Annotated in this window: 24 protein-coding genes, 1 pseudogene and 1 riboswitch; of the genes and pseudogenes, 10 read left to right on the top strand and 15 right to left on the bottom strand. The window is 65.2% G+C overall.

The annotated features are described in order from the left end of the window. Nucleotides 1-48 precede the first annotated feature (48 nt). Nucleotides 49-133, bottom strand: a riboswitch (ZMP/ZTP riboswitch). A gap of 206 nt (nucleotides 134-339) precedes the next feature. Continuing rightward, nucleotides 340-897 carry a TetR/AcrR family transcriptional regulator gene (locus ACIG5A_RS31935; RefSeq protein WP_397246871.1) on the bottom strand — a complete coding sequence of 186 codons (558 nt, stop codon included), beginning with the start codon at nucleotides 895-897 and terminating at the stop codon, nucleotides 340-342. Between the two features lie 97 nt (nucleotides 898-994). Between ACIG5A_RS31935 and ACIG5A_RS31930 the strand changes: the two genes are divergently transcribed. Then, nucleotides 995-1,441 (top strand): PaaI family thioesterase, encoded by a 447-nt coding sequence (locus tag ACIG5A_RS31930; protein WP_397246869.1) that lies wholly within the window; start codon nucleotides 995-997, stop codon nucleotides 1,439-1,441. A 32-nt stretch (nucleotides 1,442-1,473) separates the two neighbouring features. Then, a complete protein-coding gene (locus ACIG5A_RS31925; RefSeq protein ID WP_397246867.1) occupies nucleotides 1,474-1,917 on the top strand; it encodes a nitroreductase family deazaflavin-dependent oxidoreductase in 444 nt (147 codons plus the stop codon). On the opposite strand, the gene ACIG5A_RS31920 is transcribed toward ACIG5A_RS31925, so the two are convergent. Continuing rightward, a complete protein-coding gene (locus ACIG5A_RS31920; protein WP_397246865.1) occupies nucleotides 1,910-3,106 on the bottom strand; it encodes a DUF885 domain-containing protein in 1,197 nt (398 codons plus the stop codon). The two genes, ACIG5A_RS31925 and ACIG5A_RS31920, sit on opposite strands and share 8 nt — an antisense overlap. 171 nt (nucleotides 3,107-3,277) lie before the next feature. Here ACIG5A_RS31920 and coaA point away from each other — a divergent pair, with 171 nt between their 5' ends. After that, entirely contained in the window at nucleotides 3,278-4,210 is a 933-nt protein-coding gene (gene coaA, locus ACIG5A_RS31915; protein WP_397246863.1) for a type I pantothenate kinase, read from the top strand. Here the strand turns inward: coaA and ACIG5A_RS31910 are convergent. Next, nucleotides 4,205-4,780 carry a hypothetical protein gene (locus ACIG5A_RS31910; protein WP_397246861.1) on the bottom strand — a complete coding sequence of 192 codons (576 nt, stop codon included), beginning with the start codon at nucleotides 4,778-4,780 and terminating at the stop codon, nucleotides 4,205-4,207. The two genes, coaA and ACIG5A_RS31910, sit on opposite strands and share 6 nt — an antisense overlap. Nucleotides 4,781-4,809: 29 nt before the next feature. Further along, a complete protein-coding gene (locus tag ACIG5A_RS31905; RefSeq protein WP_397246859.1) occupies nucleotides 4,810-5,598 on the bottom strand; it encodes an isoprenyl transferase in 789 nt (262 codons plus the stop codon). A 222-nt stretch (nucleotides 5,599-5,820) separates the two neighbouring features. Between ACIG5A_RS31905 and ACIG5A_RS31900 the strand changes: the two genes are divergently transcribed. The 4 genes from ACIG5A_RS31900 to ACIG5A_RS31885 all read left to right on the top strand — a co-directional run bounded on the left by ACIG5A_RS31900 (nucleotide 5,821) and on the right by ACIG5A_RS31885 (nucleotide 8,784). Further along, nucleotides 5,821-6,444, top strand: a complete 624-nt coding sequence (locus ACIG5A_RS31900; protein WP_397247967.1) for a hemolysin III family protein — start codon at nucleotides 5,821-5,823, stop codon at nucleotides 6,442-6,444. A gap of 80 nt (nucleotides 6,445-6,524) precedes the next feature. Continuing rightward, nucleotides 6,525-6,854, top strand: a complete 330-nt coding sequence (locus ACIG5A_RS31895) for a hypothetical protein (RefSeq protein WP_397246857.1) — start codon at nucleotides 6,525-6,527, stop codon at nucleotides 6,852-6,854. Beyond that, nucleotides 6,851-8,461, top strand: a complete 1,611-nt coding sequence (locus ACIG5A_RS31890) for an adenylate/guanylate cyclase domain-containing protein (RefSeq protein WP_397246855.1) — start codon at nucleotides 6,851-6,853, stop codon at nucleotides 8,459-8,461. The genes ACIG5A_RS31895 and ACIG5A_RS31890 overlap by 4 nt, the downstream gene beginning before the upstream one ends. 53 nt (nucleotides 8,462-8,514) lie before the next feature. Continuing rightward, nucleotides 8,515-8,784, top strand: a complete 270-nt coding sequence (locus tag ACIG5A_RS31885; RefSeq protein ID WP_397246853.1) for a hypothetical protein — start codon at nucleotides 8,515-8,517, stop codon at nucleotides 8,782-8,784. Here ACIG5A_RS31885 and ACIG5A_RS31880 read toward each other — a convergent pair. Continuing rightward, nucleotides 8,706-10,760 (bottom strand): annotated as a pseudogene (locus ACIG5A_RS31880) (thioredoxin domain-containing protein). The gene ACIG5A_RS31885 and the pseudogene ACIG5A_RS31880 overlap by 79 nt on opposite strands. A 43-nt stretch (nucleotides 10,761-10,803) precedes the next feature. On the opposite strand from ACIG5A_RS31880, the gene ACIG5A_RS31875 reads away from it, so the two are divergent. The 3 genes from ACIG5A_RS31875 (at nucleotide 10,804) to ACIG5A_RS31865 (ending at nucleotide 14,010) form a co-directional block, all read left to right on the top strand. Beyond that, complete coding sequence (locus ACIG5A_RS31875) at nucleotides 10,804-12,393, top strand: recombinase family protein (RefSeq protein ID WP_397246851.1); 1,590 nt, start codon at nucleotides 10,804-10,806, stop codon at nucleotides 12,391-12,393. Nucleotides 12,394-12,993: 600 nt separating this feature from the next. Then, nucleotides 12,994-13,197, top strand: coding sequence for a hypothetical protein (locus ACIG5A_RS31870; RefSeq protein WP_397246849.1), 204 nt, complete (start codon nucleotides 12,994-12,996; stop codon nucleotides 13,195-13,197). Between the two features lie 156 nt (nucleotides 13,198-13,353). Then, complete coding sequence (locus tag ACIG5A_RS31865; protein WP_397246847.1) at nucleotides 13,354-14,010, top strand: GNAT family N-acetyltransferase; 657 nt, start codon at nucleotides 13,354-13,356, stop codon at nucleotides 14,008-14,010. Nucleotides 14,011-14,193: 183 nt separating this feature from the next. Here ACIG5A_RS31865 and ACIG5A_RS31860 read toward each other — a convergent pair whose 3' ends face one another. From ACIG5A_RS31860 to ACIG5A_RS31815, 10 genes are all read right to left on the bottom strand, one after another. Then, nucleotides 14,194-14,589 (bottom strand): hypothetical protein, encoded by a 396-nt coding sequence (locus ACIG5A_RS31860; RefSeq protein ID WP_397246845.1) that lies wholly within the window; start codon nucleotides 14,587-14,589, stop codon nucleotides 14,194-14,196. A gap of 55 nt (nucleotides 14,590-14,644) precedes the next feature. Continuing rightward, nucleotides 14,645-15,079, bottom strand: a complete 435-nt coding sequence (locus ACIG5A_RS31855) for a YbaB/EbfC family nucleoid-associated protein (RefSeq protein WP_397246843.1) — start codon at nucleotides 15,077-15,079, stop codon at nucleotides 14,645-14,647. Continuing rightward, nucleotides 15,072-15,491 (bottom strand): ankyrin repeat domain-containing protein, encoded by a 420-nt coding sequence (locus tag ACIG5A_RS31850; protein WP_397246841.1) that lies wholly within the window; start codon nucleotides 15,489-15,491, stop codon nucleotides 15,072-15,074. The genes ACIG5A_RS31855 and ACIG5A_RS31850 overlap by 8 nt, the downstream gene beginning before the upstream one ends. After that, nucleotides 15,492-16,913: a GH-E family nuclease gene (locus tag ACIG5A_RS31845; protein WP_397246839.1), complete on the bottom strand. Its 1,422-nt coding sequence runs from the start codon at nucleotides 16,911-16,913 to the stop codon at nucleotides 15,492-15,494. Next, a complete protein-coding gene (locus ACIG5A_RS31840) occupies nucleotides 16,913-17,209 on the bottom strand; it encodes a WXG100 family type VII secretion target (RefSeq protein WP_397246837.1) in 297 nt (98 codons plus the stop codon). The genes ACIG5A_RS31845 and ACIG5A_RS31840 overlap by 1 nt, the downstream gene beginning before the upstream one ends. 3 nt (nucleotides 17,210-17,212) lie before the next feature. Continuing rightward, entirely contained in the window at nucleotides 17,213-17,527 is a 315-nt protein-coding gene (locus ACIG5A_RS31835; RefSeq protein ID WP_397246835.1) for a WXG100 family type VII secretion target, read from the bottom strand. A 95-nt stretch (nucleotides 17,528-17,622) separates the two neighbouring features. After that, complete coding sequence (locus tag ACIG5A_RS31830) at nucleotides 17,623-18,525, bottom strand: hypothetical protein (RefSeq protein ID WP_397246833.1); 903 nt, start codon at nucleotides 18,523-18,525, stop codon at nucleotides 17,623-17,625. Next, the gene (locus ACIG5A_RS31825; protein ID WP_397246831.1) at nucleotides 18,525-18,869 is read right to left on the bottom strand and encodes a PadR family transcriptional regulator; all 345 of its coding nucleotides are present in this window, start codon (nucleotides 18,867-18,869) and stop codon (nucleotides 18,525-18,527) included. Before ACIG5A_RS31825 ends, ACIG5A_RS31830 begins: the two co-directional genes overlap by 1 nt. 404 nt (nucleotides 18,870-19,273) lie before the next feature. Beyond that, nucleotides 19,274-22,309, bottom strand: a complete 3,036-nt coding sequence (locus ACIG5A_RS31820) for a glycine--tRNA ligase (RefSeq protein WP_397246829.1) — start codon at nucleotides 22,307-22,309, stop codon at nucleotides 19,274-19,276. Between the two features lie 57 nt (nucleotides 22,310-22,366). Further along, on the bottom strand, nucleotides 22,367-23,761 hold the full coding sequence (locus ACIG5A_RS31815; protein WP_397246827.1) for a radical SAM protein: 1,395 nt from the start codon (nucleotides 23,759-23,761) through the stop codon (nucleotides 22,367-22,369).

The following is a 23,761-nucleotide window of genomic DNA, read 5'->3' as shown; positions in this document are numbered from 1 at the left end:
TGCATCGCAACCTCCGTGACCCGAGTGCACGCACCCCAAGGCCTTCGAGCCCGGCACCCAGGCGCGCGGTGCGGGGCGAGGGTGCTTCCCGGTGGTTACTTCCACCTCGAGTGCGCCAGTCGCGGTCCCACCATCCTATCGGGCGCTGCCGACTTCGCCGTCGCAGGCCACGCATGGCCGGAGCGAATGCGGAGGTACGCCCCAACAACGCTGCCGGGCGCAGCCCGCCCGCAGACCTGCGCATGGCCGGAGCGGATGCGGAAGTACGCCCCAACGACACTGCCGGGCGCAGCCCGCCCGCAGACCTGCGCACGGCCGGAGCGGATGCAGAGGTACGCCTTATCCGGCGCGCAGCAGCACAGTGAGGTTCGCGAGCACGTCGTCGAGTGGCTCGGTGGATTTCAGCGCGCGGGACTGCACGATCGCCCCCTCGAGCGCGCTGATCACGAAGCTGGCGAGCGATTTCGCCCGCTCGGCAGGCATCCCCTGCTCGGACAGGGCGTGGGCGAGACGCTGATTCCAATCGACGAAGGCGGCGCCCGCCGCGGCTTGCACCGCGGGTTCGTGTTCGGCGAGCGCGGCGCCGACGATCGGGCAGCCCGCCGTGAAATGGCTCCTGTCCAGCACCTTCCGCCACCAGCCGACCAGCCCGCCGAGCCACTGTTCCGGCTTGCCGGTGGCGGTGACCTGATCGATGACCAGACTCATGCGCGCACCCGCGACCTCGGTCGCCGCCTCGACCAGCTCGCTCTTGCCGGACGGAAAGTGCTGGTACAGCGAATTGCGCGAGGCTTTGCCGCGTTCGAGCAGCGCGGAGAGTCCCGCCGCGTGCACGCCTTGTTCGCGGATCAGTTCGATGGCGCTCTCGATCAGCCGAGCGCGTGGCCCCTCGGTCATGGGTGCATCTCCTCGCCAACCCTTGTGTGAACCGATCGGTTCATGTTGCAATCATGACAGATGTGGACCGATCGGTTCATCGAAAGGACGGAAATCCATGACCTCGACCATCGACCCCACCAAGATGTCCGGCCTGGAACTACTCAGAGCCGCGATGACGCTGGAGGAGCGCCCGCCGGTGATCGGCGACCTGCTCGGCATGGAGGTCGACGAGCTCGAGCACGGCAAGGTGGTGTTCTCGCTCACGACCCGCCCCGAATTCGCCAACCCGCTCGGCACCACGCACGGCGGCATCTGCGCGACCCTGCTCGATTCGGTGATGGGCTGCGCCGTGCACACCACCCTCGACGCGGGCGTCGGCTATACGACGCTGGAACTGAAGATCAACTACATCCGCGCGGTGCCCACCGACGGCCAGCGCCTCGTCGCCACCGGCACCACCATCCACGTCGGCCGCACCACCGCGACCGCCGAGGGCCGCGTCGTCGACGAACAGGGACGCCTGGTCGCCCACGCGACCACCACCTGCGTCATCTTCCGCTGAAACCCGAAAACCGCTGACGAAGGAGCATTTCCATGGGTGAACGCAACACTGCAGCGGCGGTGAAGAAGTTCCGCCGCGAGCGTTTCTTCGGCCGGTACTTCGCCAACCCGGCCGTGGCCGCACTGGACCGGATCGGCATCCGGTCCTCGCTGATCGCCGAATTGGAGACCGTCGGCGCGAAATCCGGTCAGCCGCGCCGGGTTCCGGTCACCGTCTCCATCGACGACGAGGGCGCATGGCTCATCTCCCAGCACGGACACCGGTCCGGCTGGGCACGCAACATCGGCGCCGACCCGAACGTCCGGCTGCGCCAGGGCGATCGCTGGTACACCGGCACCGCCGCATTCGTCCCCGACGACGACGTGGTCGCCCGCGCCAAGGCCATGGCCGCGGGTCGCGTCAGCGAATCCACCGCGGCCCGGGTCGCCAAAGCGCTGGAGAGCGACCCGATCTCGGTTCGCATCACCTTCACATAGCGCGGACCGCGCCGGGGGTGAGCGGCTCGTCGAGCAGGCGGCGGAAGCGGTCGGCACGGTCGTCGGCGTCGGGTGCGCGATCGAGCCAGCCGCCGAGCAGGCGGTAGCCCTCGACGTAGGTGCTGATGTAGGCCCGCCACAGCGGCGAGGACAGGAAGCGCAGCGACTGCCGGGCGCGATCCGGCGTGACCAGGCTCCAGCGCTGCAGGAACTCGGCGACCTCGTCGGCGTCGCGGTGCCGGTCGTGCAGCAGCAGCGCCGCGTCCTGGCGCACGCCGAGCAGTCCGGCCGATGCGGTGGAAAGCCGTTCCGCGCGTTCACCATCGAAGCGCAGGCCGAGATCGGCGTAGATCTCCTGCGCCCACTTGCCCCAGCCAGGTCCGACGATCGAACGCAGCGCCAGATCCGCCAGCCCCTCCGCCATCAGGCACTGCGGCGTGTTCACCAGGAACAGCGTCTGCTCGGCCTGTCCGGCCGCGACCAGCCCGGCCTCTTTGCGGCAGTGCTCGGTGTGATGGCCCGGATAGGACTCGTGCGCGATCAGGTGCGGCAGCTGCGCCATGTGCTGCTTGAGATCGGAGTTGATGGCGACCCTGGAGTGGAAGTTGCCCAGGTAGTAGTTGAACCCGGACCACGGCTTGTCGCCGACTACCTCGTAGGTGACGTGCTCGTGATCGGGCAGCGGGTACTTGTCGCGCACCAGTTCCCGCAGCGCGCCGGAGAACGCCTCCACGCAGGCCGAGAGCCGCTCCGGCGGGATCTCGTCGGTCCTGCGGTGCGCGGCCACCCGCTCGGCCAGCGAGCCGTCACCCGCGAGCACCTCGTCCATCTGCCGGTGCGCGTCGCGGTAGTCCTGCTCGTCGCCGGGTGCGATGTCCACATCGAAGTAGGCGCGCACCTCGTCGACGAAACCGATGTCGTCACCGGCGAACTTGCGCGCCGAGGTCTCGAGCGCGCGCAGGTGCACGTCCAGGAATTCGGTGCGCTGGGGCGCCAGCCCGGCCTCGGCCAGTCCGCTGCGCAGGTCGGCGGCGCGGCGCGCCAGGTCTCTCGGCTGGGGAGCCGGCGCGTTCTGTACGTCGCGACGCAGCGCGGGATCACCGGTATATGCGTCGACAAAACCTTCTTCGAGCCGGTCGAAAGCCAATCCGAGCCGCAGGTACTCGGTGACGAGTTGATGCGCTTGCATGATCGCCGAGACTAGTCGGTACGGGGCTTGCCTGTGATCGGTTACCAACCGGTAGAGGTACCCCGCGTTTCACACGATGATGGGGCAGAGCAGAATTCAGCCATGCGGCCTCAGTCAGACCTGTACACGTCAGACCTATGTCCGTGTTTGCCTCGAGGGAGCGTCGGGTAAGTGGCACGAATGAGCGAGCCGAGTCCCTATGTGGAATTCGACCGTAAGCAGTGGCGGACACTGCGCAAGTCGACTCCCCTGGTACTCACCGAGGAAGAACTGATCGGCCTGCGTGGCCTGGGCGAACAGATCGATCTCGAGGAGGTCGCCGAGGTCTACCTCCCGCTCGCCAGGCTCATCCACCTGCAAGTCGCCGCCCGCCAGCGGCTTTTCGCCGCGACGGCGACGTTCCTCGGCGAGAAACATCCCGATCAGCAGGTGCCATTCGTGATCGGCGTCGCGGGCAGTGTCGCGGTCGGGAAATCCACGACGGCGCGCGTTCTGCAGGCCTTGCTCGCGCGCTGGGATCACCATCCGCGTGTGGATTTGGTCACAACCGACGGATTCCTGTATCCCACCGCGGAACTCACCCGGCGCGGCATCATGCACCGGAAAGGCTTTCCGGAAAGTTATGACCGGCGCAAGTTGTTGCGCTTCGTCACCGAGGTGAAATCCGGCGCGGCCGAAGTATGCGCGCCGGTGTATTCGCATATCTCCTACGACATCGTGCCCGACAAGCTGCACTGCGTGCGCCAGCCCGACATTCTCATCGTCGAAGGTCTCAACGTGCTGCAGACCGGGCCGCGGCTGATGGTCTCGGACCTGTTCGACTTCTCCATCTACGTCGACGCGCGCATCGAGGACATCGAAAACTGGTACGTGCAGCGGTTTCTGGCACTGCGCTCGACCGCCTTCGCCGATCCGAACGCGCACTTCCACCACTACTCCCGGTTCACCGACGAGGAAGCGGTCACCGCGGCCAGGGAGATCTGGAACAACACCAACCGCCCCAACCTGGTCGACAACATCCTGCCGACCCGGCCGCGCGCCACCCTGGTGCTGCGCAAGGACGCCGACCACAGCATCAACCGGCTGCGCCTGCGCAAGCTATAGCTGCCAGGCCGCGTCGAGGCGGGTCGCCACATCGATATCGCGCGCCGCGGCGATATGCGGTTTGCGGATCTCCTTGGCGATATAGCGCGCGACGAAGCGGCGGATCTCCTGATCGACGCTGGCCAGGATGCGTAGCAACTGACCGCGCACGGTGTCGGTCGCGACATTGATCCGGACATCGCTCGGGCGCGGTTCGGCGATATCGATGACCACGCGCAGCGGTTCCGCGGTCCGCGCGGTGAGGTGCAGATGGATGGTGCCGTCGACGTCGAACCGGTGCTGATCGATGAGCAGGTCGATCAGCATGTCCACGTCGAGCGGAATGATCAGCTCGAACGAGATCAACTCGTCGACGTAGCGGCGCACGCTCGGCGCGCCCAACCGCACCTGCGCGCCGGCCTTGGCGAGCTTGCCGGGCCCGACCCCGATCGGGCCGAAATCGAAGGCGGTGCCGGTCAATTGACCGAAGGCGCCGGCGATCCGCTCCTCGGTGGCCGCGTACGCCAGGAAGCGCTTCCCGAACTCCTCGTAGCTGATGTACTCACTGTCCGGCGGTGGTGTCTGGTCCACAGACCGGAAGGTACGCGAATGGTCGTGATTCAGATGCCGAAACGCCGATGGCGTGCGGCGAAGTCGCGCAAGGCGCGCAGAAAATCCACCCGGCGGAATTCCGGCCAATATGCCTCGGTGAACCATATTTCCGAGTATGCGCTCTGCCAGAGCAGGAAGCCCGAAAGCCGTTGCTCGCCGGAGGTTCTGATGACCAGATCGGGATCCGGCTGACCGGAGGTGTAGAGATGCTGACCGATCGCATTCACGGTGATCGACTGCACCAGATCCTCGCCGGTCTCCCCCGCGGCGATCTCCTGGCGCACCAGCGAACGCACCGCGTCGGTGATCTCCTGCCTGCCGCCGTAGCCGACCGCCACGTTGACGTGCACGCCGTCGCGCCCCTCGGTGCGCTCGGCGGCCGTGCGTAGGCGCTTGGCGATCAGCTCCGGAAAACCGTCGAGCGTGCCGACGATGCGCACACTCCAATTCTGTTCCGGCGCCGAGAGTTCCTCGACGACATCGGTGATCACCTCGAACAGCGTTTCCAGCTCGTCCGGGTCGCGCTGCAGGTTCTCGGTGGACAGCAAATAGACGGTGACCATCTCGATGCCCGCGGCCTGGCACCAGCCGACCAGTTCGGCGATCTTCAGCGCACCGACCCGATGTCCGTGGCTCACATCGGTGAAACCGTTCTCCCGCGCCCAGCGGCGATTGCCATCGCACATCACCGCGACGTGGCGGGGATGTTGTTTGCCTGCCAGCTGCTTGGACAGCCTGGCCTCGTAGATGCGATAGGGCAGACCACGCACCGGACGGGGAAACTCCACGGCGACCAACCCTACGCTCGAGAAGCACGATCCAGGCAGCTGCCGCGATTGCCGGTACAGTGGTCGACGGAGCCCAACCTACGGTTCCGTAGGTTACTGGAGAGTTTCACTGGGAGGTTGCTCGTGCCCGAATCGGCCGGCGCCGCGGACGCGGCCCTCGCGGACGACCCGATCGAACCGGGCAACCCGGTCGAATCCGGTCGCGCCCTGGTCGCGGGCATCAAACCGCGCATGCGGGGCTGGATCCACACCTGGGCGGTCGGCGTCTCGGCGATCGCGGTGCTGGTGCTGGTCGCCACGGCGAGCACGCATTCCAAGACCGCCGGATGGTCCACCCTGGTCTACGGACTCACCGTCTGCCTGCTGTTCGGGATCAGCGCGATCTATCACCGGGTCACCTGGGCCACGGCGCAGGCCAGGATCAGGATGAAGCGGGCCGACCACTCGATGATCTTCCTGTTCATCGCGGGCAGCTACACGCCGTTCGCGCTGCTCGGCCTACCCGGGCGCACCGGACAGACGCTGCTCGCGGTGGTCTGGGCCGGTGCGCTGGCCGGGGTCGCGCTGAAACTGTTGTGGCCCACCGCGCCTCGCTGGGTCGGGGTGCCGCTGTACCTGCTGCTCGGGTGGGCCATCGTGCCGGTGGCCGGACAGCTGCACGCGCAGGTCGGTATCGCGCCGCTCATCCTGCTCGTCATCGGCGGGCTGATGTACAGCGTCGGCGCCATCCTCTACGCGACGAAGTGGCCGAACCCGTGGCCGACCGTCTTCGGGCACCACGAGTTCTTCCACGCCGCGACGGTAGTGGCCGCGCTCTGTCACTACGTCGCGATCTGGCTGGTCGTGCTGCGCTAGCGAACCGGTCGGCCCGCATTTCGCCGCTGTCGGCAATAGAGTCGACAGACCAGCTGTTTCGCGAAGTAGGGCGACATCCGATGACACACACGACGATCCGCGACCGGCCGCATCTCGCACCGCCACGGGTCGATCACGCCGTTCGCGGCCGCCCGACCGCCGACGTCGGCGTAGCCGCTATGCAGTTCGGCCGTGCCGGACACGGCGCCTCGGCGGACGGTGAATTCGCCGACATGCACCATCGGATCGACGCGAAAGCGATGTCGACGCACGCGTGGGTTCTAAGCTGCTCGTTCGTGTTCCTCATCGCTGCGTTCGGCAGCACCGCGCTGCCGAACCCGGCGAAGGCACGGCACTCGCTGCCGCGCCCGCCGCGGTCGGTGCGCCGGAACCGGTGGCGAGCATCGTGATCGAGTGGACCAACTTCACCATCACCCGGATGGTTGTCTGGGCGCTGCGGGCCCGCAGCGGACTGGCCGCGGTGGTGATCACCGCCAACTTCAGCGGCCTCGCCGTGATCGTCACTCAGCTGTGGCTCAACGGATTCCTCGGCAGGCTCGGTCCCCACTGGCTGCGCGCCATGGCGGTGGTCGGCATCTATCCGATGCTCGGCCTGCTCGCCGGAGTACTGCTCGCGGTCCGCGACCGCAAGGGCTATTTCGGCTGGCTCGACGACGGACGCAGGCCTACCCCTGACGAGGCGCGCAGGCTGCTGCGGCTGCCGATCGCCATCACCGCGCGCGCACTGGCGCTGTGGATTCCCGGTGTGATCATCGCGGCCGCGGTGTTCTCGCACCTGGCCCGCGAGAACGATCCGGCGGTGACGACGGCGCTGTTCACCCTCGGCGCACTGGAATCGGCGGCGCTGACCTTCCTGATCGTCGATCGGCTCATCCGGCCGACCATTCCCGTGGTGGCGGGCGTGCTCGGCCCGACCATGCACTGGAGTTCTTCGGTGCTCGTCCGAGTCGTGGTCACCTGGGCCGTCTCCGGGGCGATGCCACTGCTCATGCTGATCGTGGTACTCGCCGATCCGGCGGCGGAGGAGCACGACCGCATTCGCACCGGTATCTACCTCGCCGTCGTCGGCATCGCGGTCGGCGCGCTCGCCACCTCGTTCCTGGCCCGCGCCGTCGCCGCGCCGATGCGCACGCTGCGCCGGGCGCTCGACCGGATCACCAAGGGCGAGTTGGACGTACGCGTACCGGTCGGCAGTACCAGCGAGATCGGACGGCTGGAGAACTCGGTCAACGAATTGGCGGCGAATCTGCAGGAGCGCGAGCGGATGCGCGATGTATTCGGCAGGCACGTCGGCAACGAGGTGGCAGAGCGGGCGCTGGCCGGTGGCGTCGACCTGACCGGTGATGTCCGGACGGTTTCGGCGCTGTTCGTCGACGTGACCGGATCGGTCGAGCTGTCCACCGCCATGTCGCCGCAGGAGTTCGTCGCCAAGCTGAACCGGCTACTCGCCACCGTCGTCGCGGCCACCGAGGAGAACAACGGGCTGGTCAACAAGTTCGAGGGCGATGCGGCGCTGTGCATCTTCGGCGCGCCGATCGCCTTGCGCGACAACGCGACCCCCGCCCTGCGCGCCGCCCGCCGCATCCGCGACGAGGTGGTGGCGGTGGGTGAGCTCGATATCGGCATCGGCGTCGCGCACGGCCTGGTGTTCGCCGGCGATGTCGGCGCCGACACCAGACTCGAATTCACCGTCATCGGCGACGCGGTGAACGAAGCGGCGCGCCTGACCACCGAGGCCAAGGAGGTGCCACGCCGAATCCTGGTGAGCGGGGCCGTCATCGACGCCGCCGCCGTCCACGAGCGCGCCAAATGGACCCTCTACGACACCATTCGACTCCGCGGTATGCCGGAACCCACCCCGTGCTGGACCGACGTCGGCGACACCGGACCGAGTGCCGCCGCCAACGGCGCCACCGCCGAACCGGCCATCACCATCGCGACCCCCGACACCCCACGCAGTGGTGTCACCGAAATCCGCACTGCCGCAACCGAATAGCCCGCTCATTCGTTGGTTGCCCGGCCGCGCTACCGGACGAGCTCCGGCACATCATGGGCATGCTGTGGGGCATCTTCGCGATCACCATCCTGACCACCGCGGCGTACATGATCTCGTTCAGCATCACCCCGGTGCCGGCGGCCGCAATGCTCACCAACGGCGCGGCCCTCACCTCGGTCTACTTGATCGGCGCGGGCCTCGCCGCAGCCGCCGCTCCACTGATCCTGCTCGACCGCACCACCGTTCAGCGGCGGTCGAGGGAGATGCGGAGATCGGGGGTACTGGTGACGGGAAGGTCGCAGACGGAGCCTCGGCAGACGTAGGCGGCTGGGGTGTTGTCGTGGAGGGGGCGGTCGGTGAGTAAGGGAGCGGAATCCGGTGCGGCGGCGAGGATTACCGACCCACCGGGGGCGACGGCACGGGCGGTGGCGAGCAGGTGGGCGCCGTCCTCGTCGCCGGGCGGGGTGGCGATGGCGACCTGCAAGGGGCCGCGCAGCGCCGCTTCCGCGACCGTGAGCCAGTGGCCCGCCGAGCGCGGGGCACGGGCGAGGACCACCGCGCCGCGGTCGAGGGTGCGGTCGGCGAGGTCGCGGTAGCGGATCGCCTGGTCGGTGCCGCTGAGCGCCGCGGCGGTGAGCAAGGCCTCGGCGAGGGCCGAGGTACCGGAAGGGGTTGCGCCGTCGACGGGGTCGCGTGGCCGGGTGACCAGCGCTTCGGCGTCGTCGGCGGTGTCGAACCAGCTGCCGGAGGCATCAGGATCGGCGAAATGCTGAATCGCCTTGTCCAGCAGGCGTTGTGCGTTGTGCAGCCAGGTGAGCTCACCGGTCGCCTGGTGCAGTGCGAGCAGGCCGGTGACCAACCAGGCGTAATCCTCCAGGACCCCGGTCGATGCGCCGACCGCGCCGCCGAGCGAGGCGCGGCGGACGCGGTCGTCGACCACGTGCTCGGTCAGCAGGAAATGCGCGCAGCGGGCCGCGGCGGATACCCAATCATCCTGTCCGAGTGCGGCTCCCGCCTCGGCCAGCGCGGTGATGGCCATGCCGTTCCATGCGGTGACCACCTTGTCGTCGCGGGCGGGCTGCGGGCGCTTGTCGCGAATCGCCCGCAGCGCCGATCGGATCCGCTCATAGCGGGCGACGTCGTCGGGGTCGCGGTAGAGCGTGAGCACTGAGGTGCCGTGTTCGAAGGTACCCGCCGTCGTCACGCCGAAAAGTTCCGCGGCCCAGGCGCCGTCGAGCGGCCCGAGCTCACCGATCAGTTCACCCGGCGTCCACACGTAGGTAGCGCCTTCGATACCGGGCTGTCCCGGTTCGACATGGGTATCGGCATCGAGCGCGGAGGCGAACCCGCCCTCGGTGGTGCCCAGATCGTCGAGCAGGAATTCCGCTGTCTCCCTGGCGATCCGGTGCGCGAGCTCGGATCCGGTGCGCCGCGCCAGATGGCCGTAGGCGCGCAACAGCAGCGCGTTGTCGTAGAGCATCTTCTCGAAGTGCGGCACCACCCAGCCCGCGTCGACCGAGTATCGCGCGAACCCACCACGCAGCTGGTCGTAGATACCGCCACGCCCCATCGCCGCCGCTGTACGCGAAACCACATCGAGCACCGCATGATCGCCGGTCCGCTCGTACCCGCGCAGCAACCCCTCCATCAGCGCCGACGGCGGAAACTTCGGCGCACCACCGAAACCGCCGTACTGCTTGTCCTCATCCCCCAGCACCGCGGCCGCAGCGTGATCGAGCAGCTCGGCGGTAATCGTCAGGTCCGCATCCGGCAGCCCCGCCGCCTGCGCCCGCAGCGCCTCCGTCACCTGAGCCGAGGCCTGATGCACCTCCTCGCGCCGGTTCTGCCAGGTATCGGCGACCGCGGTGAGCAACTGCGTGAACGACGGCATCCCCCCACGCGGCACCTTCGGGTAATAGGTCCCGCAATAGAACGGCTCCCCCTCGGGCGTCAGGAAGCACGTCATCGGCCACCCACCCTGCCCCGTCATCGCCACGGTCGCATTCATATACACCGCGTCCAGATCGGGCCGCTCCTCCCGATCCACCTTGACGCACACATAGTTCGCGTTCATCACCTCGGCCGTAGCCGCATCCTCGAACGACTCGTGCGCCATCACGTGACACCAATTAAGTCGCTAAGGTTACCAGTGGCAGGATGCATACCCGATAGATAAAAGAATGGGTACGTCCCGCCGCTGTGCCTCAGCAATCGCCTCCTTTCCCCAGGGCCACCAGTCCACAGGATTGGAGGCGTGCTGACGAAGGTAGGGCGACGACGCGTCGCTCAATCTGCCCATGCCAGTCAGCCTAGACCTGTCGAACTGGGTGAGGGGTACCACGATGGCGAACGATCCGAACAGCGAACTTCTGGCGAAACTTGATCTTGAAGAGCGTGGGGTGCCACCGAACCTCCCACGGCCTGCGGAGCTCCCCGCTGGCACCATCTGCGTCATCTGCTATGCCCGCATCAGCAACCTTTCGGGGAAGCGACAAGACAACCGCAAGCGCACCGTCGGCGTAGAAAACCAGCACGCTACCGGCCGAACCATCGCCCGCAGGGAGAACGTGGTCATCGTCAAGCGCTACACCGACAACGATCTGAGTGCGTCGAAGGATGACTTCCGACCAGACTTCGAGTCGATGCTGACAGACCTGCACCGAGGCTTTACTGAAGACGGCTACCCCGTCCACGGCGTCATCGCGGTTGACAACGACCGAATCTACAAAACGCCCATCCAGTGGCAAAGGTTTATCGAGGCATTCCGAGCCAAACCCGGTCGGGTGTTCGCGGACGATTTCGGCACCGAAGATCTGTACTCCGAGAACGCCGAGATAATTGGGCTCGTCGAAGTCGCGATGATGATGGGCGAGAATCGTAAACGCAAGGGCCGTACCCGCCGTTGGCATGAGGGCCAAGCGCGACGTGGCGTCGCTCACACGGGCGGACGCGTGTTCGGCTACCTGCCTGTAGAAGACGGCAGGATCGAGATAGTGCCTGAAGAGGCCAACCTGATCCGTGCAGCCGTCGAGGCATGCATCGAGGGAAAGTCATGGGGCACGATCACAAGGATATTCGCCGACTCCGGAATCCCAACTGCGAAAGGCGGACCTTGGCGGGCGCAAACTGTCAAACAGATTGTATCCAATCCCCGAAACGCGGGTCTGCGCATCCTCGACGGAAGAGTATTCTGCGACGAGGACGGCCAGCAAGTCATCGGACAATGGGAAGCCATCATCACCCCCGCGGAATGGGAGTTGGTTGCCGAACGCTACTGGCCGCGGGAGCGACTCCCCGGCGGAAATACAAAGAACGCCCGACCAGTCATAGCACGAAAATACGAATTATCTGGCCTACTCCGATGCGGCAAGCTAATTGACGGCAGACGGTGCAACACCGTCATGCGCGCGGCACCTGATTCGTACAATCCATCCAAGCACCGCTACTCGTGTAGGCCGAAGGCTGACGGCGGGTGCGCAGGAACCAGCGTGCTGGGCAGTTGGATTGAAAAGGAGATCTCCGACCTGGTACTTCTCGCCCTCGACGAGAAGGTGGGCGATAGCGATGACCTGCCTCCCTGGGAGCGAGAGGAGGAGCTTGCCATTGCCGAACAGACGCGAGATGACTTTGAGTCAAGGTGGACCCGACGCCAGATATCGAATGAGCAGTTTTATCGCTTAGCACCGTCTCTTGATGAAACGGTCAAGGAGCTGCGAAAATCAAAGAAGGAATTTGAAGCAGCCCACGCACGGCCATCCGAGAATTCCGCCGAACGACGGGAACGTTGGGGCAAGCGCGCTGAGGATGGCGGCTACGACTTGCAGCAGAGAAGAAACATCCTCTTCTCAGAGATTCAAGCGGTAATTATCTTTCCCGTTGGGCGCGGCAAACAGAAGCGGGGTTCAGACAGCTACGAGGTCGTGTGGCGGTAGTCAGCTGGCCAGTCCGTCGTGGTGTTCGAAGCCGTCCAGGATGCGCGCGACCGTGTCATAGTGCTGGCGACTTCTCGACGGCCTGGTACGGAGGTGCCACCGGAGCCACTCTTCTCGCGGCGCATCAGCGCTCGGCTTTGTGGGTGTCTCAGCTTCGGACAGCTCCGCGTCCGAGAGATCTACACTTGGCACCGCATCCGGGGGTGGTTCCGCTCTTGGGAAGGCGCGCGAACGCTGCTCACGCTTCACAGTCGTGTTCCCGTCAGATCAGCGGATGCGAATCCGGACGCGGAACAATTAGCCCTCGATACGACCGGAATCTTCAAGCCGCCCCTGACCGAGCCGTCTTCACGCGGCCCTGTGCCGCCCGGGGGCGTGCCCCCGGGCGGATTGGTTATGCCGCCGAGGATCTGTGGGGTCCATGCACCGATCAGCGGTCCGTCCGACGCATTCGACGTGCGGCCCGGGTTGCCTACTGTTGAGGCCGAGACAGCGGGAACGTCACGATTGCCCAATACCAACCGAGGCAATGTGTGCCCAACCTCCAGCAGAGGGCCGCCGCCGCGGCGACTGGGGACGGAAAGGCGTCGGTGCGAGATCATGAACATGAAAGAGCACCCCTCTGATCCGACGGAATATGCATGCACCAATGCACTGGTGCACAACGTGCCGAAAATCGCCTCACACACCCAAATGACTTCGGGCGGCGGTCTCTTCTCGGTGGCCAGGGTGCTGAAGTCGGTGCCGTCGTATCCGCAGCGGGCCTCCCGGCAGCACCACACCGCGATTCGGTCTATCGCCTGACTTCGCCGTGCTGGCCGGGCGCGGAGGATATGGATGTGATGGCGGGCGTCGGCGACCAGCACCGTGACCGGCCGCGTGGCGGTCCCGGCATCGGAGACACCGAGAGGTTTGGTGTGCGGGCCGCCGACCAGGATGAGGGTGACCATGATGGCTGGCATGAGTCTGATGTCGTATTGGCCCCTGGCCGGATTGCAGATGCGGACACCGCGATTGGAGCTCAGGATGCCCAACATGGAGGACCTGGGCGTACTTGCAGGGCTGGCTGCTGATGGAGTACACGACCCGGCGGTCCAGCCGTTTACGGTCGGGTGGACGGATGCTGGACCGGACGAACGCGCGCAGAGGGTACTGCGATGGCACTGGCGATGCTGGGCCGAGTGGCAGGTCGATGCGTGGACGCTCAACTTTGTTGTGCTTCGGAACAGGGAAATGGTTGGTACGCAGTCGATCAGTGCGAAGGACTTCGCAGTCTGCTCTGAGGTGAGCACCGGATCCTGGCTCGGCCGGACCCACCACAGCCAAGGGATGGGAACGGAGATGAGGGCTGCGGTTCTGGAGTTGGCCTTCGCCCATCTCGGAGCCACTTCGGCGGTATCGGGCGCGCTTGAGGACAACGTGGGATCGTACAAGGTCTCATGCAAACTCGGGTACGAGCAAGACGGTGTCGAGGTGCGCGCGGTGCGGGGAAAGCCGACGGTGCTGCGACGGTTGCGACTCACCCGCGCTCGATGGGAAGCCCGTCGAAGTGTACCGGTGGAGGTTGCCGGACTGGAGGAGTGTTTGCCGCTTTTCGGTGTCCGAACAAATCCGTAGCGGGATTTCGCTTCGCACAACCAAACAGCCTCGGGCAGGCCGCCAAGACCGGGCCGGGAGTCCAGAGATCGCGAATATGATCAGATGCTGGACACCAGTGGGACAACCACCTCGCCTGTAGGAACCGCAGCAATGGTGTCGGCGTCGAAGTGAGCATGGACGAGGTGTGTGTACGGGATGTGCTTATGGAACGCGGTCTTGATCCGGATTGTCTTCGGGATCAGCTGTACGTGGCGCTTCTGCGATATCAGCATCGTCAGTGGCAGATCGTGACGGCGCATCGTCCTCGGCGGATACCGCGGTGCGAGTAGATGGCGTGCGGCCGTCGAAATCACGGTGACTACATTGCGGGCCAACGGTCGGCACGTAGATCGTGTCTCCACAGGTTCGGCAGAGGTAAGTGCGGTGCCCACCATCAACGGCAATGCAGGATTGCCAGCCGACGAGGGTGCGGTTGGGTCCTTGTCGATGACGATTTCGGCAGAACACCGGACTCGAATGAGCGAAACCATGGGTTGCGCGATGCAGCTGGGTGCCGTCGCCCGGGACAACCAGGCCGTCGAGCTCGAAGATCGGCACCCACTCACCATCACCCGAACACATATTCGAATCGTAGTCGGTCTAGCTCAAGACGCTAGGTGTTCCAGCCGTACCGGTTGCGCCGTTCGAAGAACTCGTCGTCGGCCGCTTGGATCTCGTCCTCGGTCATCTGTCGCCGAGCCTGGTCCTGAGATTCCTGTTGCCCGAACGTCTTTCGCATCGTTTGGAGTCCGGCCGCCACGCGCGCGTCGGCGGTGAGTGGGCGCATGGCTTGCTCGGCTTGCGCGGTGGCGTCTTTCTCGGCGGCGGCGGTGGCTTGCAGGATCATCGCGGCGAGCCGGGTTCCCCAACGCAGTGCATCGCGGGTCAGTTGTAGATCCCGCAGGTGCCCGGCCGAGTCGACGATCGCGGTGATCGTGCCGTTGCCCGCGGTCCCGGTGCCACGGATGTTTGCCAACGCTGCCCGTGCCTGGTTGGCCTTGACCTTCAGTTCCTCGACGGCAGCGTCGACATCGACGTCCTCACTCATCGAGCAGATCCGCGAACTCGGCCTTGATATCGGGTTTGTTAGTGGTCTCGGAGATGAAGTGCAGCGGACTCTTGGGACCGAAATACGTTTCGATCGTTGCCCGCCTCGGATCGGCGCCACGGGCGCGCAGCACGCGGATCGTGGCCACGGGGTCACCGCCGGTCGCCGTGGCGGCCCAATAGATGGCGGGCATGCCCTTGTCGGTCAAGGCGTCGATGTCGGCGCCGGCGTTGAGCAGGAGTTTGACCGCAGCGGGGTTCGCTTCTTGTGCCGCGAAGTGCAACGGTGTCCAGTTTTCGGCGTCGCGGACGTTGACGTCCTCGGTCGCGAGGAGGCGCTCGATGGCGTCGAGATCACCTTCGAGGGCGGCGTAGTGCAGCGGGGTGCGTCCCCATTCGTCTGGCTGGGTCATCTACTTCGTTTCCCTTCGGTGGGATCTGTTCCCGGTCGAGTCTTCGACATGGAACCGCTCGGGGTGGGCGTTGACGTAGTCGTCCAGTTGCTGCTGTGTCCATCCGTTCGTCTGCGCGTCGGCGATGTACTTCCGATTCTCGTACCCGGAGTTGTGGCCGAAGTCCCAGCCGGGTTTGACCGGGTATCGCACTTGGTTGGCTTCGTCTATGTAGTACTGGCCCTTGGGATCTTTGGGCAGCTGGGTGATCTCCGGGTGCGCGTCATAGTTCTTGTCGATCGGCACCTTGATATCGGGCTCGGACTTGACCGTATAGAAATCGTCGGTGGTATCGCCAGGTCTTCGCCACTTGTCGGTGGCATCGATGATCTTCCGCTTGGTGTCCGCGGTCAGGTTCGGACGGCGCAGCTTCGCCCACGCCGTGAACGGTCCGGGAGCGACCGCGCCGTCCGCAGCAGCGAGGGCGGGACGCGCACGCAGCAACGGGATCAGCGCTTCGCTGCCACGCGCGATCGCCTGCGAAACAGCGACCGGAATACGCGCGACCTCGGCCAAACCGATCAAGGCGCGGATGGTCGTGGCGATACGCGCGCCGTAGATGCTGATAGCGACCGCCATTCCGCCCTGGGCGGCCAGCGCCGATCCGCCGCCGGTGAACGGTGCGGCGATCCACCCGAACGCCTGATCCACTGCGACCAGTGCGAGGAGTTCGATCAGCGCGCGTTTGACCGCGTTCTTGGTCTGCTCGACCGAACCCGCATACGAGTAGCACGAGTTCCCGAGCTCATCGCACACAGTCGCCAGCGACTCGACCTGGCCCTTGACGATGTCGGCTTGCTCGAGCGCTTGCGGTGTTTCGGGACTTTGCTGGGCCTCGATCAAGCTGCGCGGTGGCGGCAGCATGCCGACGATGAACCGCAATCCGTTGGCCATGTCCCGCCACGACGCGCCCATCTGGCGCAGTGCATCCGGGTGACCATTCGGCCAAAGTTCGCCTTCCACAGCGCCTTTGACCAAATCCCAGCCGGTCGGCTCGGGGTCCGAGCCACCGAAGGCATACGGCGGCTCCGGCGGCTGAAACACCGTGAGCGTCCCCGGCGGAAACACCAGATCGTTCGGATTCGGCTCGGGTGCCGACTGGCTATTCGCATTGGAATGGTTCGCGGAGGTGAACTGGAGCAAATCGTGCATCTGCCCGACCGCCAGGGCGAGATCACCGAGAGAATCGACGGTGCTCCACGCGGCGTCGTCGTAATCCTTGGCCCACTTGCGCCCGGCGTTGTCCGAGCCCGCGCTGCCGCCGCCTTTCGCCAGACGATTGCATAAGGTGGTGACGTCATTGACCAGCGTGTTGTGTACGCGCTCGTACTCGGTCGCCGCTTTGGCGAACCCCTGGGGGTCCACCACAACAGGTGGAGCCATCAGGGCCACATCTCTACGTTGGTGTTGATCGCCGTCGTGTAGTTCGTGTGCGCTTTTCGGGCGACCTCACGCAACTCCTCGAGGTTCTCCCGCATCTCCGCCGCCCCCGCCATCCACCGATCGTGGGCCTCACGCTGCGCGGTCGCGGCCTTGCTCGACCACGACAAATGCAGATCGGCGATATGCGCATCGACCTCGCCCAGCCAGCCCTCGACATCGGCACCGAACTTCGCCATCTTCGCGATCGCGTCGTCGAGCTGCTCGAGATTCACCGTGTAGCTGTCACCCTCAGCCACCGTCTACACCTGCTTCCCAGCACGACCGACCGCGTCACCGAACTCGGTGTCTTGCGCCTCGTACCCATTCGCCGCCTCGGTGAGTTTGGCCGAGGAATCATCGAGCGCCGCGACGATCGCATCCGCGCCTTGCTTCCACTCCACCCACGACTCGTCGTAGGCCGACGCCGCCTTACCCCGCCAACCGTCAGCCAGCAGTTCCTTACCGACCGTGTCATCGAGCTTCTTCAGCTCATCCCGGATCACCCGAGCCTTATCGGCAATGAACGCTGACGCCGCCCGCATCCGCGCGACTTCCACCCGCAGGTCATCGGACACACTGCCTCCCCCTCCTCGTCCAAGATCGCCTCTGCACTATAAGACGCTGGACAGCAGCAACTGGTTCCCTTCCTCAGCACACTTCCCACGAGACTTCACACCAAAGGGCTGACAAGCACGATCAGCATGGCGTACGTCAAGACCCAAGCGAGCAACATCAAGACAATCGACCTCGCATGTTGTGCGCGGGTCTTGACCGTGACGAAGTGTAGATGGAATTGTTCGAAAGCCAGTTCGCTTCTTGGCACTCCATGAATCGGCGCACACAGTGAGGTGAGCTTATTCCGATACCCGGGGTAAATGACGTCCGGGTACTCACCGACGCGGCGCAGGTCCACCCACAACGGCTCGCGATCGAACACGCCCGACATTGATTCGGGCAATGAATTCGTTACAGTCCAGTCGAAGTCGGATGTCTCGGCGTCCCATCGGATCTCCCCCTCGGTCAGGGCAAGAAGGATCCGGCCGGGCCCCTTCTTCTGCAGCCAGCACTCGATCTCGCGGCTCACCCACGCCGATTGCGCCGATCTCGGCGATGCGAGCAGAACCAGCCAATTCGAACGGTCCAGTGCGCGGACAACCTCATCTGCGAGTCCGAAGTCGGCGACGAGATCCGAATTAGCGCGGAAGACCGTCATCCTGCGGGGGCGGCTCCGCGGCGGCACCAACTTGATCATCTGATGCCCCAGATTCGCCGCCACTCGGCTATCTCCACTCGCATGGCTGAGGTAGACGTCGTAGGGGATGCTTCCGTTCAGTCGCTCAGCGAGGGCGATCTGATTGTTCGCGCGGCGCAGACTTCGTCCGACAGCCGGGGCGCCGATCAGCATACGCAAAGCAGGCATCAGCACCGGAAGACCTTCCCTGCGGATATCGTCAAGGTCGGCGTCCCACTGCTCACGCCAACGGAGGCGCTCGATAGGCGGCACGAACAGCACAGCGGCAGCGATCAGACGGTAAGACAGAGCGGTCGCTCGCCGCGAGAGGTAGTCGCCCATCAGACCTCCCAGCCTGGCTGGGGTGTCTGGAGCCAATCCGCGATCGGCGAGGTGGACAAACGCCGCTGGGCTTTCACAATCTCAGCGCGAGCGTTCGTAGCGCCTTCGTTGGTCAGCTGGTAGTAGCGACGCCGACGACGCCCTTCAGCAGACTCGTCGATGTCCTCGCGAGCGCTCGTCACCCAGCCCGCAGTCTCCAGACGCGTGAGGATCGGGTAGATGCTGCCGGTCGGCAGACCCGACGCCTGCGAGATCTTCAGTCCATAGTGCTGCTCCGCGGGCCCGTCGAGCAGCACCTGTAGGACCTGCAGCGTCTGTAGTGTCATCCGAACCTCACCAGCCATGTATGCAAGTCTACAATGGGTAGGCTACTATGCAACTCTATAATGGTTTGATCGTGGATTTGTCATCTCAGACGGGTAGTTCACAGCGAGTGGCGAGAGTCTCATGAAGATCGATTCGAGCGTGTTCTGGTTGGCAGTCTGCCTAGTGGTTGCTGCTGCGGTTATCTGTGCCCTGCTGGCGGCTTTCGTGGCCTCGAAAGCCGGGGCCAATCCCTGGGAGTCCGTGGAGCGCGGATGCCGAGCGTTCGTCGCAGTAGCGACTCTGGCGATCCTGTTCTGCGGATTGGTTGTTGCTGTCCAAGCGCTTCCACGTTCTACGCAGGAATCGACGCCCCCCGGACGGGCACCGGGTTCGCAGGTCACCGAAGTCCCGAACCGTTGACCACTAGGTTGCCAGCACAGTCTCAGCCCGCAGCACCTGCGGACACGACTCGTTGGTCGTCCGAGTGCTCGGTTCGCATCGAATGAACCGCTTTCCAGTCGATCCCGGACGGTGCAGCGTTCAGAATCTGGGCGAGAAGTCCGAGGCGCGCGGCACGCAGGGCTGGTTCGTCGGCCATAACGAGGACGTCGTTGAAGAAGACGCGTAAAGCGGCAGCCAAGGGTGCTGCGGCAGACGCCCAGGTCGACAACGACTGCCCTGCGGCATGGTCGAGATTGCCGACCACCTCCATCAACCGCTCTTCAGCTGGCTCGGCCAGCTGGCTCGCGTCATACTCGACGGCGAATCCCGAGGGCAGAATTCGGACGATGCGCTGAAGGCCTTCGACAATGTCGGCGAACTGGGAGCCAAAGTCGTTGCGAGCCTGTTCGATCTCGACGCGCAGCCCATCTGCTCGACGCGGGTTGCTGGCGGCCGGGCGGATAGCGTCGATGACTGCGGTGGCTGTGTTTTCGTCGCGGAGCCGCTGTTCGTATCGGGTGCGGAGAAGGCCTTCCGCAGTGTCGACCACGGTGGGGTCGACTGCGATGCCCTGGACGCTGAGGACTTCGGCGGCGGTGCTGAGTCCGTCTCGGTAGGTGAGTGTTTCGAGTTCGGGGTGTTCGCGCAGGATTTGGACGATGCCGAGCGCTGCTCGCCGCAGTCCGTAGGGGTCGGAGGTGCCGGTGAGCTTGGCGCCGATGGCCAGCATCGCGACGAGCAGGTCGAATCGGTCGGCAATCGCCAGCAGTGCGCCGGGCAGTGTCTCGGGCAGGTGGTCGGCGTGGTGGCGCGGCAGTTCGGCTTCGAACAGCGCTTCGGCGACCGGGCGGGGTTCTCCTACTTTGCTGGCGTATTCGCGGGCCATAGTGCCAGCGAGAGAGGTCATTTCGATGACCATCTGGGTGGCGAGATCGAACTTCACCAACTCACCTGCGCGCGCCAGCGTCTCGGAGTCGTTGATGGGCAGGTTGATTCGCTGTCCGAGCTGTCGAGCGATGGCGGCGATGCGGTCGGCGCGGTCGGCCATGGAGCCGAGGCGTTGTTCGAAGGTGAGCTCGGTGAGCTTGGCTCGGAATTGTTCCGGTGTTGTGGTGAGGTCGGTGTTCCAGAAGAAGGCGGCGTCTTCGAAGCGGGCGCGCAGCACGTTTTCGTTGCCTTCGCGGACTACCGCCGGGTCGCAGGTGCCGTTGGCGAGGGTGACGAATGTGGGCAGCAGGGCACCGTGGTGGTCGCGGACCGGCAGGTAGCGTTGGTGTTTGCGCATGACGGTGGTGAGGATTTGCTCGGGCAGTTGCAGGTACTTCTTGTCGAAGAAGCCGATGATGCCGATCGGGGTTTCCACTAGATCGGTGATCTCGTCGACCAAGTCGGTCTCTGCGTCGAAGTCGATTGTGCCGCCGTGCTCGTCGGTCAACTCGGTTGCAGCCTGGATGATCACGGCGCGGCGTTCGGCGCGATCGATCAGGATGCCTTCGGCGCGCATGATGGCCGCGTAGTCGGCGGCACGGTCGATGGTGATTTCGGGGTGTTCGGCGAGGCGGTGGCTGCGGGTGGTGCGCCCTGCGGCAAGTACGCCAGCGGTGACGGGCAGCGCGGTGGTGTCGAGGAGTGCGAGCAGCCAGCGGATGGGGCGGCTGAAGGTGAGAACGGGGTCGTTCCAGCGCATGTTCTTGTCCGACCGCAGCCCGAGCACGACTTGCGAGAGCACCGTCGTGAGGATGTCCGTGGCGGTGCGACCGGTGCGCACGGTTTCCACGGCCACGTACTCGACCCCGTTGACCTCTATGCGGGAAACCTCAGCGGCGGTGGCGTTTTGGGCGTTGAGGAAGCCTTCGAGCGCGCGGGTGGGTGTGCCGTCGGCGGCGAATGCGGCGCTCGCTTTCGGTCCGCGTCGTTGTTCGGTGCTGTCGGGTTCTCGAGCGGCGACGTCATCGATGTGGACCACGATCCGGCGCGGTGTGGCGTCCACTCGGATCGGGCCGTGGTCGAGGTTGGTCGCGGCGAGCAGCTGGTTCAGGTCTCGCGCAACCTGGCCGACGGTGGCTTCCACGACATGGGGTGGCAGTTCCTCGGTGCCGATCTCGAATACCAAAAGCCCACCATCGCATGCGATTTCGGCAGGATCAACTGCGGGTTCGGCCAGGGCGAGAGGTTGGAAGACGCCGCGGGGATGCTGGGCGGCTTCGCGGAGTTCGACCCACAGGCCAGCGACGGCGCGGGACTGGGTGCGCATTGTCGCGAACCATTTGGCGCGTTCGGTGGTGGAGATGGCGCCGCGAGCGTCGAGGGTGTTGAAGGCGTGGGAGCTTTTCAGGACGAAGCTGTGGGCGGGGATCGGCAGCCGCAGCTCGATCAGTCGGTCGGCTTCGTGGGAGTAGATGTCGAGTAGTTGGCGGGTGGCGCCGATGTCGGCGTCGTCGAGGTAGTAGCGCGACATCTCGTACTCGGATTGGCCGAGGAATTCACCGTAGGTGACCCCGGGCGCGTACAGCAGGTCTTTGAAGTGGGTGACCTTCTGTACGGACATGAGGATGCGTTCCAGGCCGTAGGTGATCTCGACTGGAATCGGATCGAGGCTGTGGCCGCCGACTTGCTGGAAGTAGGTGAACTGGGTGATCTCCATGCCGTCGAGCCAGACTTCCCAGCCGAGCCCCCATGCGCCGATGGCCGGTTGTGCCCAGTTGTCTTCGACGAATCGGACGTCGTGGGCGTTCAGGTCGATGCCGAGCGCTGCCAGTGACCCGAGGTAGACCTCCTGCGGATTGCCCGGTTCGGGCTTGACGATGACCTGGAACTGGGTGTGGGTTTGCAGGCGGTTCGGGTTTTCGCCGTAGCGGCTGTCGTCGGGGCGAACCGAGGGTTCGACGTAGGCGACCTTCCACGGCTCTGGCCCGAGGACGCTGAGCAGGGTGGCCGGATTCATTGTGCCCGCACCGACTTCGGTGTTGAACGGCTGCGCGATCACGCAACCGTGACCGGCCCAATAGTTCTGGAGACGAAGGATCGCGTCTTGCATGGACAGGATCGTTGGCGATCCTGTCGTGGAGGATGCGTCGTCGGCCATCGCGTGATCCTATCGGTCGGTGTGGGTGGCCGAGGCGGCACCCACAGCGGGTATGCCCAGGCCGATAGTGGTTTTCGGGGCGAAGAAACTGGACAAGTGACAACCACCGCGACATGCTGCCGCGACCGCGCAGCCCGAGCAGCTGTCGCGGGTAGCGACCGCGGCGTGTACTCGGTCGGTGAGCGTGGGCCACAGCTCGGCGACCGGATGGTCGGCGAGGCGCCCGAAGTAGACGTTGCTGTGAGGGCAGTTACGGAGCTGCCCGTCGTAGCTGACGCTGGCCCACACCATCCCGGATTCGCAATGACCGACGAGCTGGGAGAACCGTAGCGCCAGGGTGGGGTCATCGGCGCGTATCGGGGTGTCGATGTCGCTGGTGCACAGCTTCTGCGCGCACGGCCACGCGACCGACATCCCGGGACATTCGGTGGCGGTGAGTTCGTCGATGTCGCGCATCATGGGCAGGGTGACCGAGACCGGGATCCCGTAGCGGTCGTCGTGGCGGCCTGTCGGCACGTATCGCATGACGCCGAACTCGCGCACACCGAGCCGGTACACGTCACGGATGACATCCAAAGCGCCGGCGAGGTTTTCCTTCACGAGGGTGAGCTCGGCGACCACGTTGATACCCGCGTCGAGCAGCACCTGCATCGCGCCGATCGCCTTGTCGTAGGCGCGAGGGTGCCCGGCGAGCTGGTTGTGCTGATCTCGGTCACCGTGCAGCGATACCAGCACACAGCGGACGTTCGCGTCGGCGAGGCGGGTGGCACGCTCGGCGGTGATGAAGTGGCCGTTGGTGAAAACCACTTGATACAGGCCGAGTTGGCCGCCGTGATTGAAGATGTCCATGGCGTCGGGGTGCAGCAAGGTTTCCCCGCCGCTGTAGCGGATGACGAAGCAGCCGCGCTCGACGCACTCGTCGAGAATCGCTTTGGCGAGGTCGGTGGGGATGTGTTTCTCGGGCAGGTCTCGCACCACGCGGCGGATGTCGTGGTCGGACAGGGTCGGGTCGATCTTCCACACGTTGTAGCAGAATCCGCAGTTCCAGTTGCACACCGCGGTGAGCTCGATCTCCAGCCGCAACGGGAAGTCCAGGGTGGCGTCGAACCGTTTGTCGACTTCCAGGAGAGACCCTCGGTGTTCGTTGCTCGGTGGCGCAGGCGTGGCCAACGTGCGGAGGAGGCGGTCGAAGTCATCGGCGACGGTGGCGGGGTCGACGCGGTATCGGTGGCTGATCCCATCGATCACGCCTTGCCTGGTTACACCGGAAGACGCCAGCGCGACCATCTGTTGGGCGACTCCGTTGCGCAAGCGGTGGAAGGTCCCGGTGTGGGAGTCGAACAGGACTCCGAGGTCGGCACGGTAGCGCATCGTGTGCGGGAGACCGGCGATCGTCGCGGCCAT

Source organism: Nocardia sp. NPDC052566, assembly GCF_044547285.1.
Lineage (GTDB): Bacteria > Actinomycetota > Actinomycetes > Mycobacteriales > Mycobacteriaceae > Nocardia.
The sequence above is the reverse complement of the archived record's forward strand: the minus strand, read 5'-3'. Positions and strand labels throughout refer to the sequence as shown.

What these genes read in the sequence shown, in the direction of transcription:
- ACIG5A_RS31930 (WP_397246869.1), top strand. Translation starts at nt 995, where the DNA reads ATGACCTCGACCATCGACCCCACCAAGATGTCCGGCCTGGAACTACTC.
- ACIG5A_RS31935 (WP_397246871.1), bottom strand. Translation starts at nt 897, where the DNA reads ATGACCGAGGGGCCACGCGCTCGGCTGATCGAGAGCGCCATCGAACTG.
- ACIG5A_RS31895 (WP_397246857.1), top strand. Translation starts at nt 6,525, where the DNA reads ATGACACACACGACGATCCGCGACCGGCCGCATCTCGCACCGCCACGG.
- ACIG5A_RS31825 (WP_397246831.1), bottom strand. Translation starts at nt 18,869, where the DNA reads ATGGCTGGTGAGGTTCGGATGACACTACAGACGCTGCAGGTCCTACAG.
- ACIG5A_RS31845 (WP_397246839.1), bottom strand. Translation starts at nt 16,913, where the DNA reads ATGGCTCCACCTGTTGTGGTGGACCCCCAGGGGTTCGCCAAAGCGGCG.
- ACIG5A_RS31925 (WP_397246867.1), top strand. Translation starts at nt 1,474, where the DNA reads ATGGGTGAACGCAACACTGCAGCGGCGGTGAAGAAGTTCCGCCGCGAG.
- ACIG5A_RS31865 (WP_397246847.1), top strand. Translation starts at nt 13,354, where the DNA reads ATGAGTCTGATGTCGTATTGGCCCCTGGCCGGATTGCAGATGCGGACA.
- ACIG5A_RS31885 (WP_397246853.1), top strand. Translation starts at nt 8,515, where the DNA reads ATGGGCATGCTGTGGGGCATCTTCGCGATCACCATCCTGACCACCGCG.
- ACIG5A_RS31830 (WP_397246833.1), bottom strand. Translation starts at nt 18,525, where the DNA reads ATGGGCGACTACCTCTCGCGGCGAGCGACCGCTCTGTCTTACCGTCTG.
- ACIG5A_RS31875 (WP_397246851.1), top strand. Translation starts at nt 10,804, where the DNA reads ATGGCGAACGATCCGAACAGCGAACTTCTGGCGAAACTTGATCTTGAA.
- ACIG5A_RS31855 (WP_397246843.1), bottom strand. Translation starts at nt 15,079, where the DNA reads ATGAGTGAGGACGTCGATGTCGACGCTGCCGTCGAGGAACTGAAGGTC.
- ACIG5A_RS31920 (WP_397246865.1), bottom strand. Translation starts at nt 3,106, where the DNA reads ATGCAAGCGCATCAACTCGTCACCGAGTACCTGCGGCTCGGATTGGCT.
- ACIG5A_RS31815 (WP_397246827.1), bottom strand. Translation starts at nt 23,761, where the DNA reads ATGGCCGCGACGATCGCCGGTCTCCCGCACACGATGCGCTACCGTGCC.
- ACIG5A_RS31870 (WP_397246849.1), top strand. Translation starts at nt 12,994, where the DNA reads ATGAACATGAAAGAGCACCCCTCTGATCCGACGGAATATGCATGCACC.
- ACIG5A_RS31820 (WP_397246829.1), bottom strand. Translation starts at nt 22,309, where the DNA reads ATGCAAGACGCGATCCTTCGTCTCCAGAACTATTGGGCCGGTCACGGT.
- ACIG5A_RS31850 (WP_397246841.1), bottom strand. Translation starts at nt 15,491, where the DNA reads ATGACCCAGCCAGACGAATGGGGACGCACCCCGCTGCACTACGCCGCC.
- ACIG5A_RS31900 (WP_397247967.1), top strand. Translation starts at nt 5,821, where the DNA reads ATGCGGGGCTGGATCCACACCTGGGCGGTCGGCGTCTCGGCGATCGCG.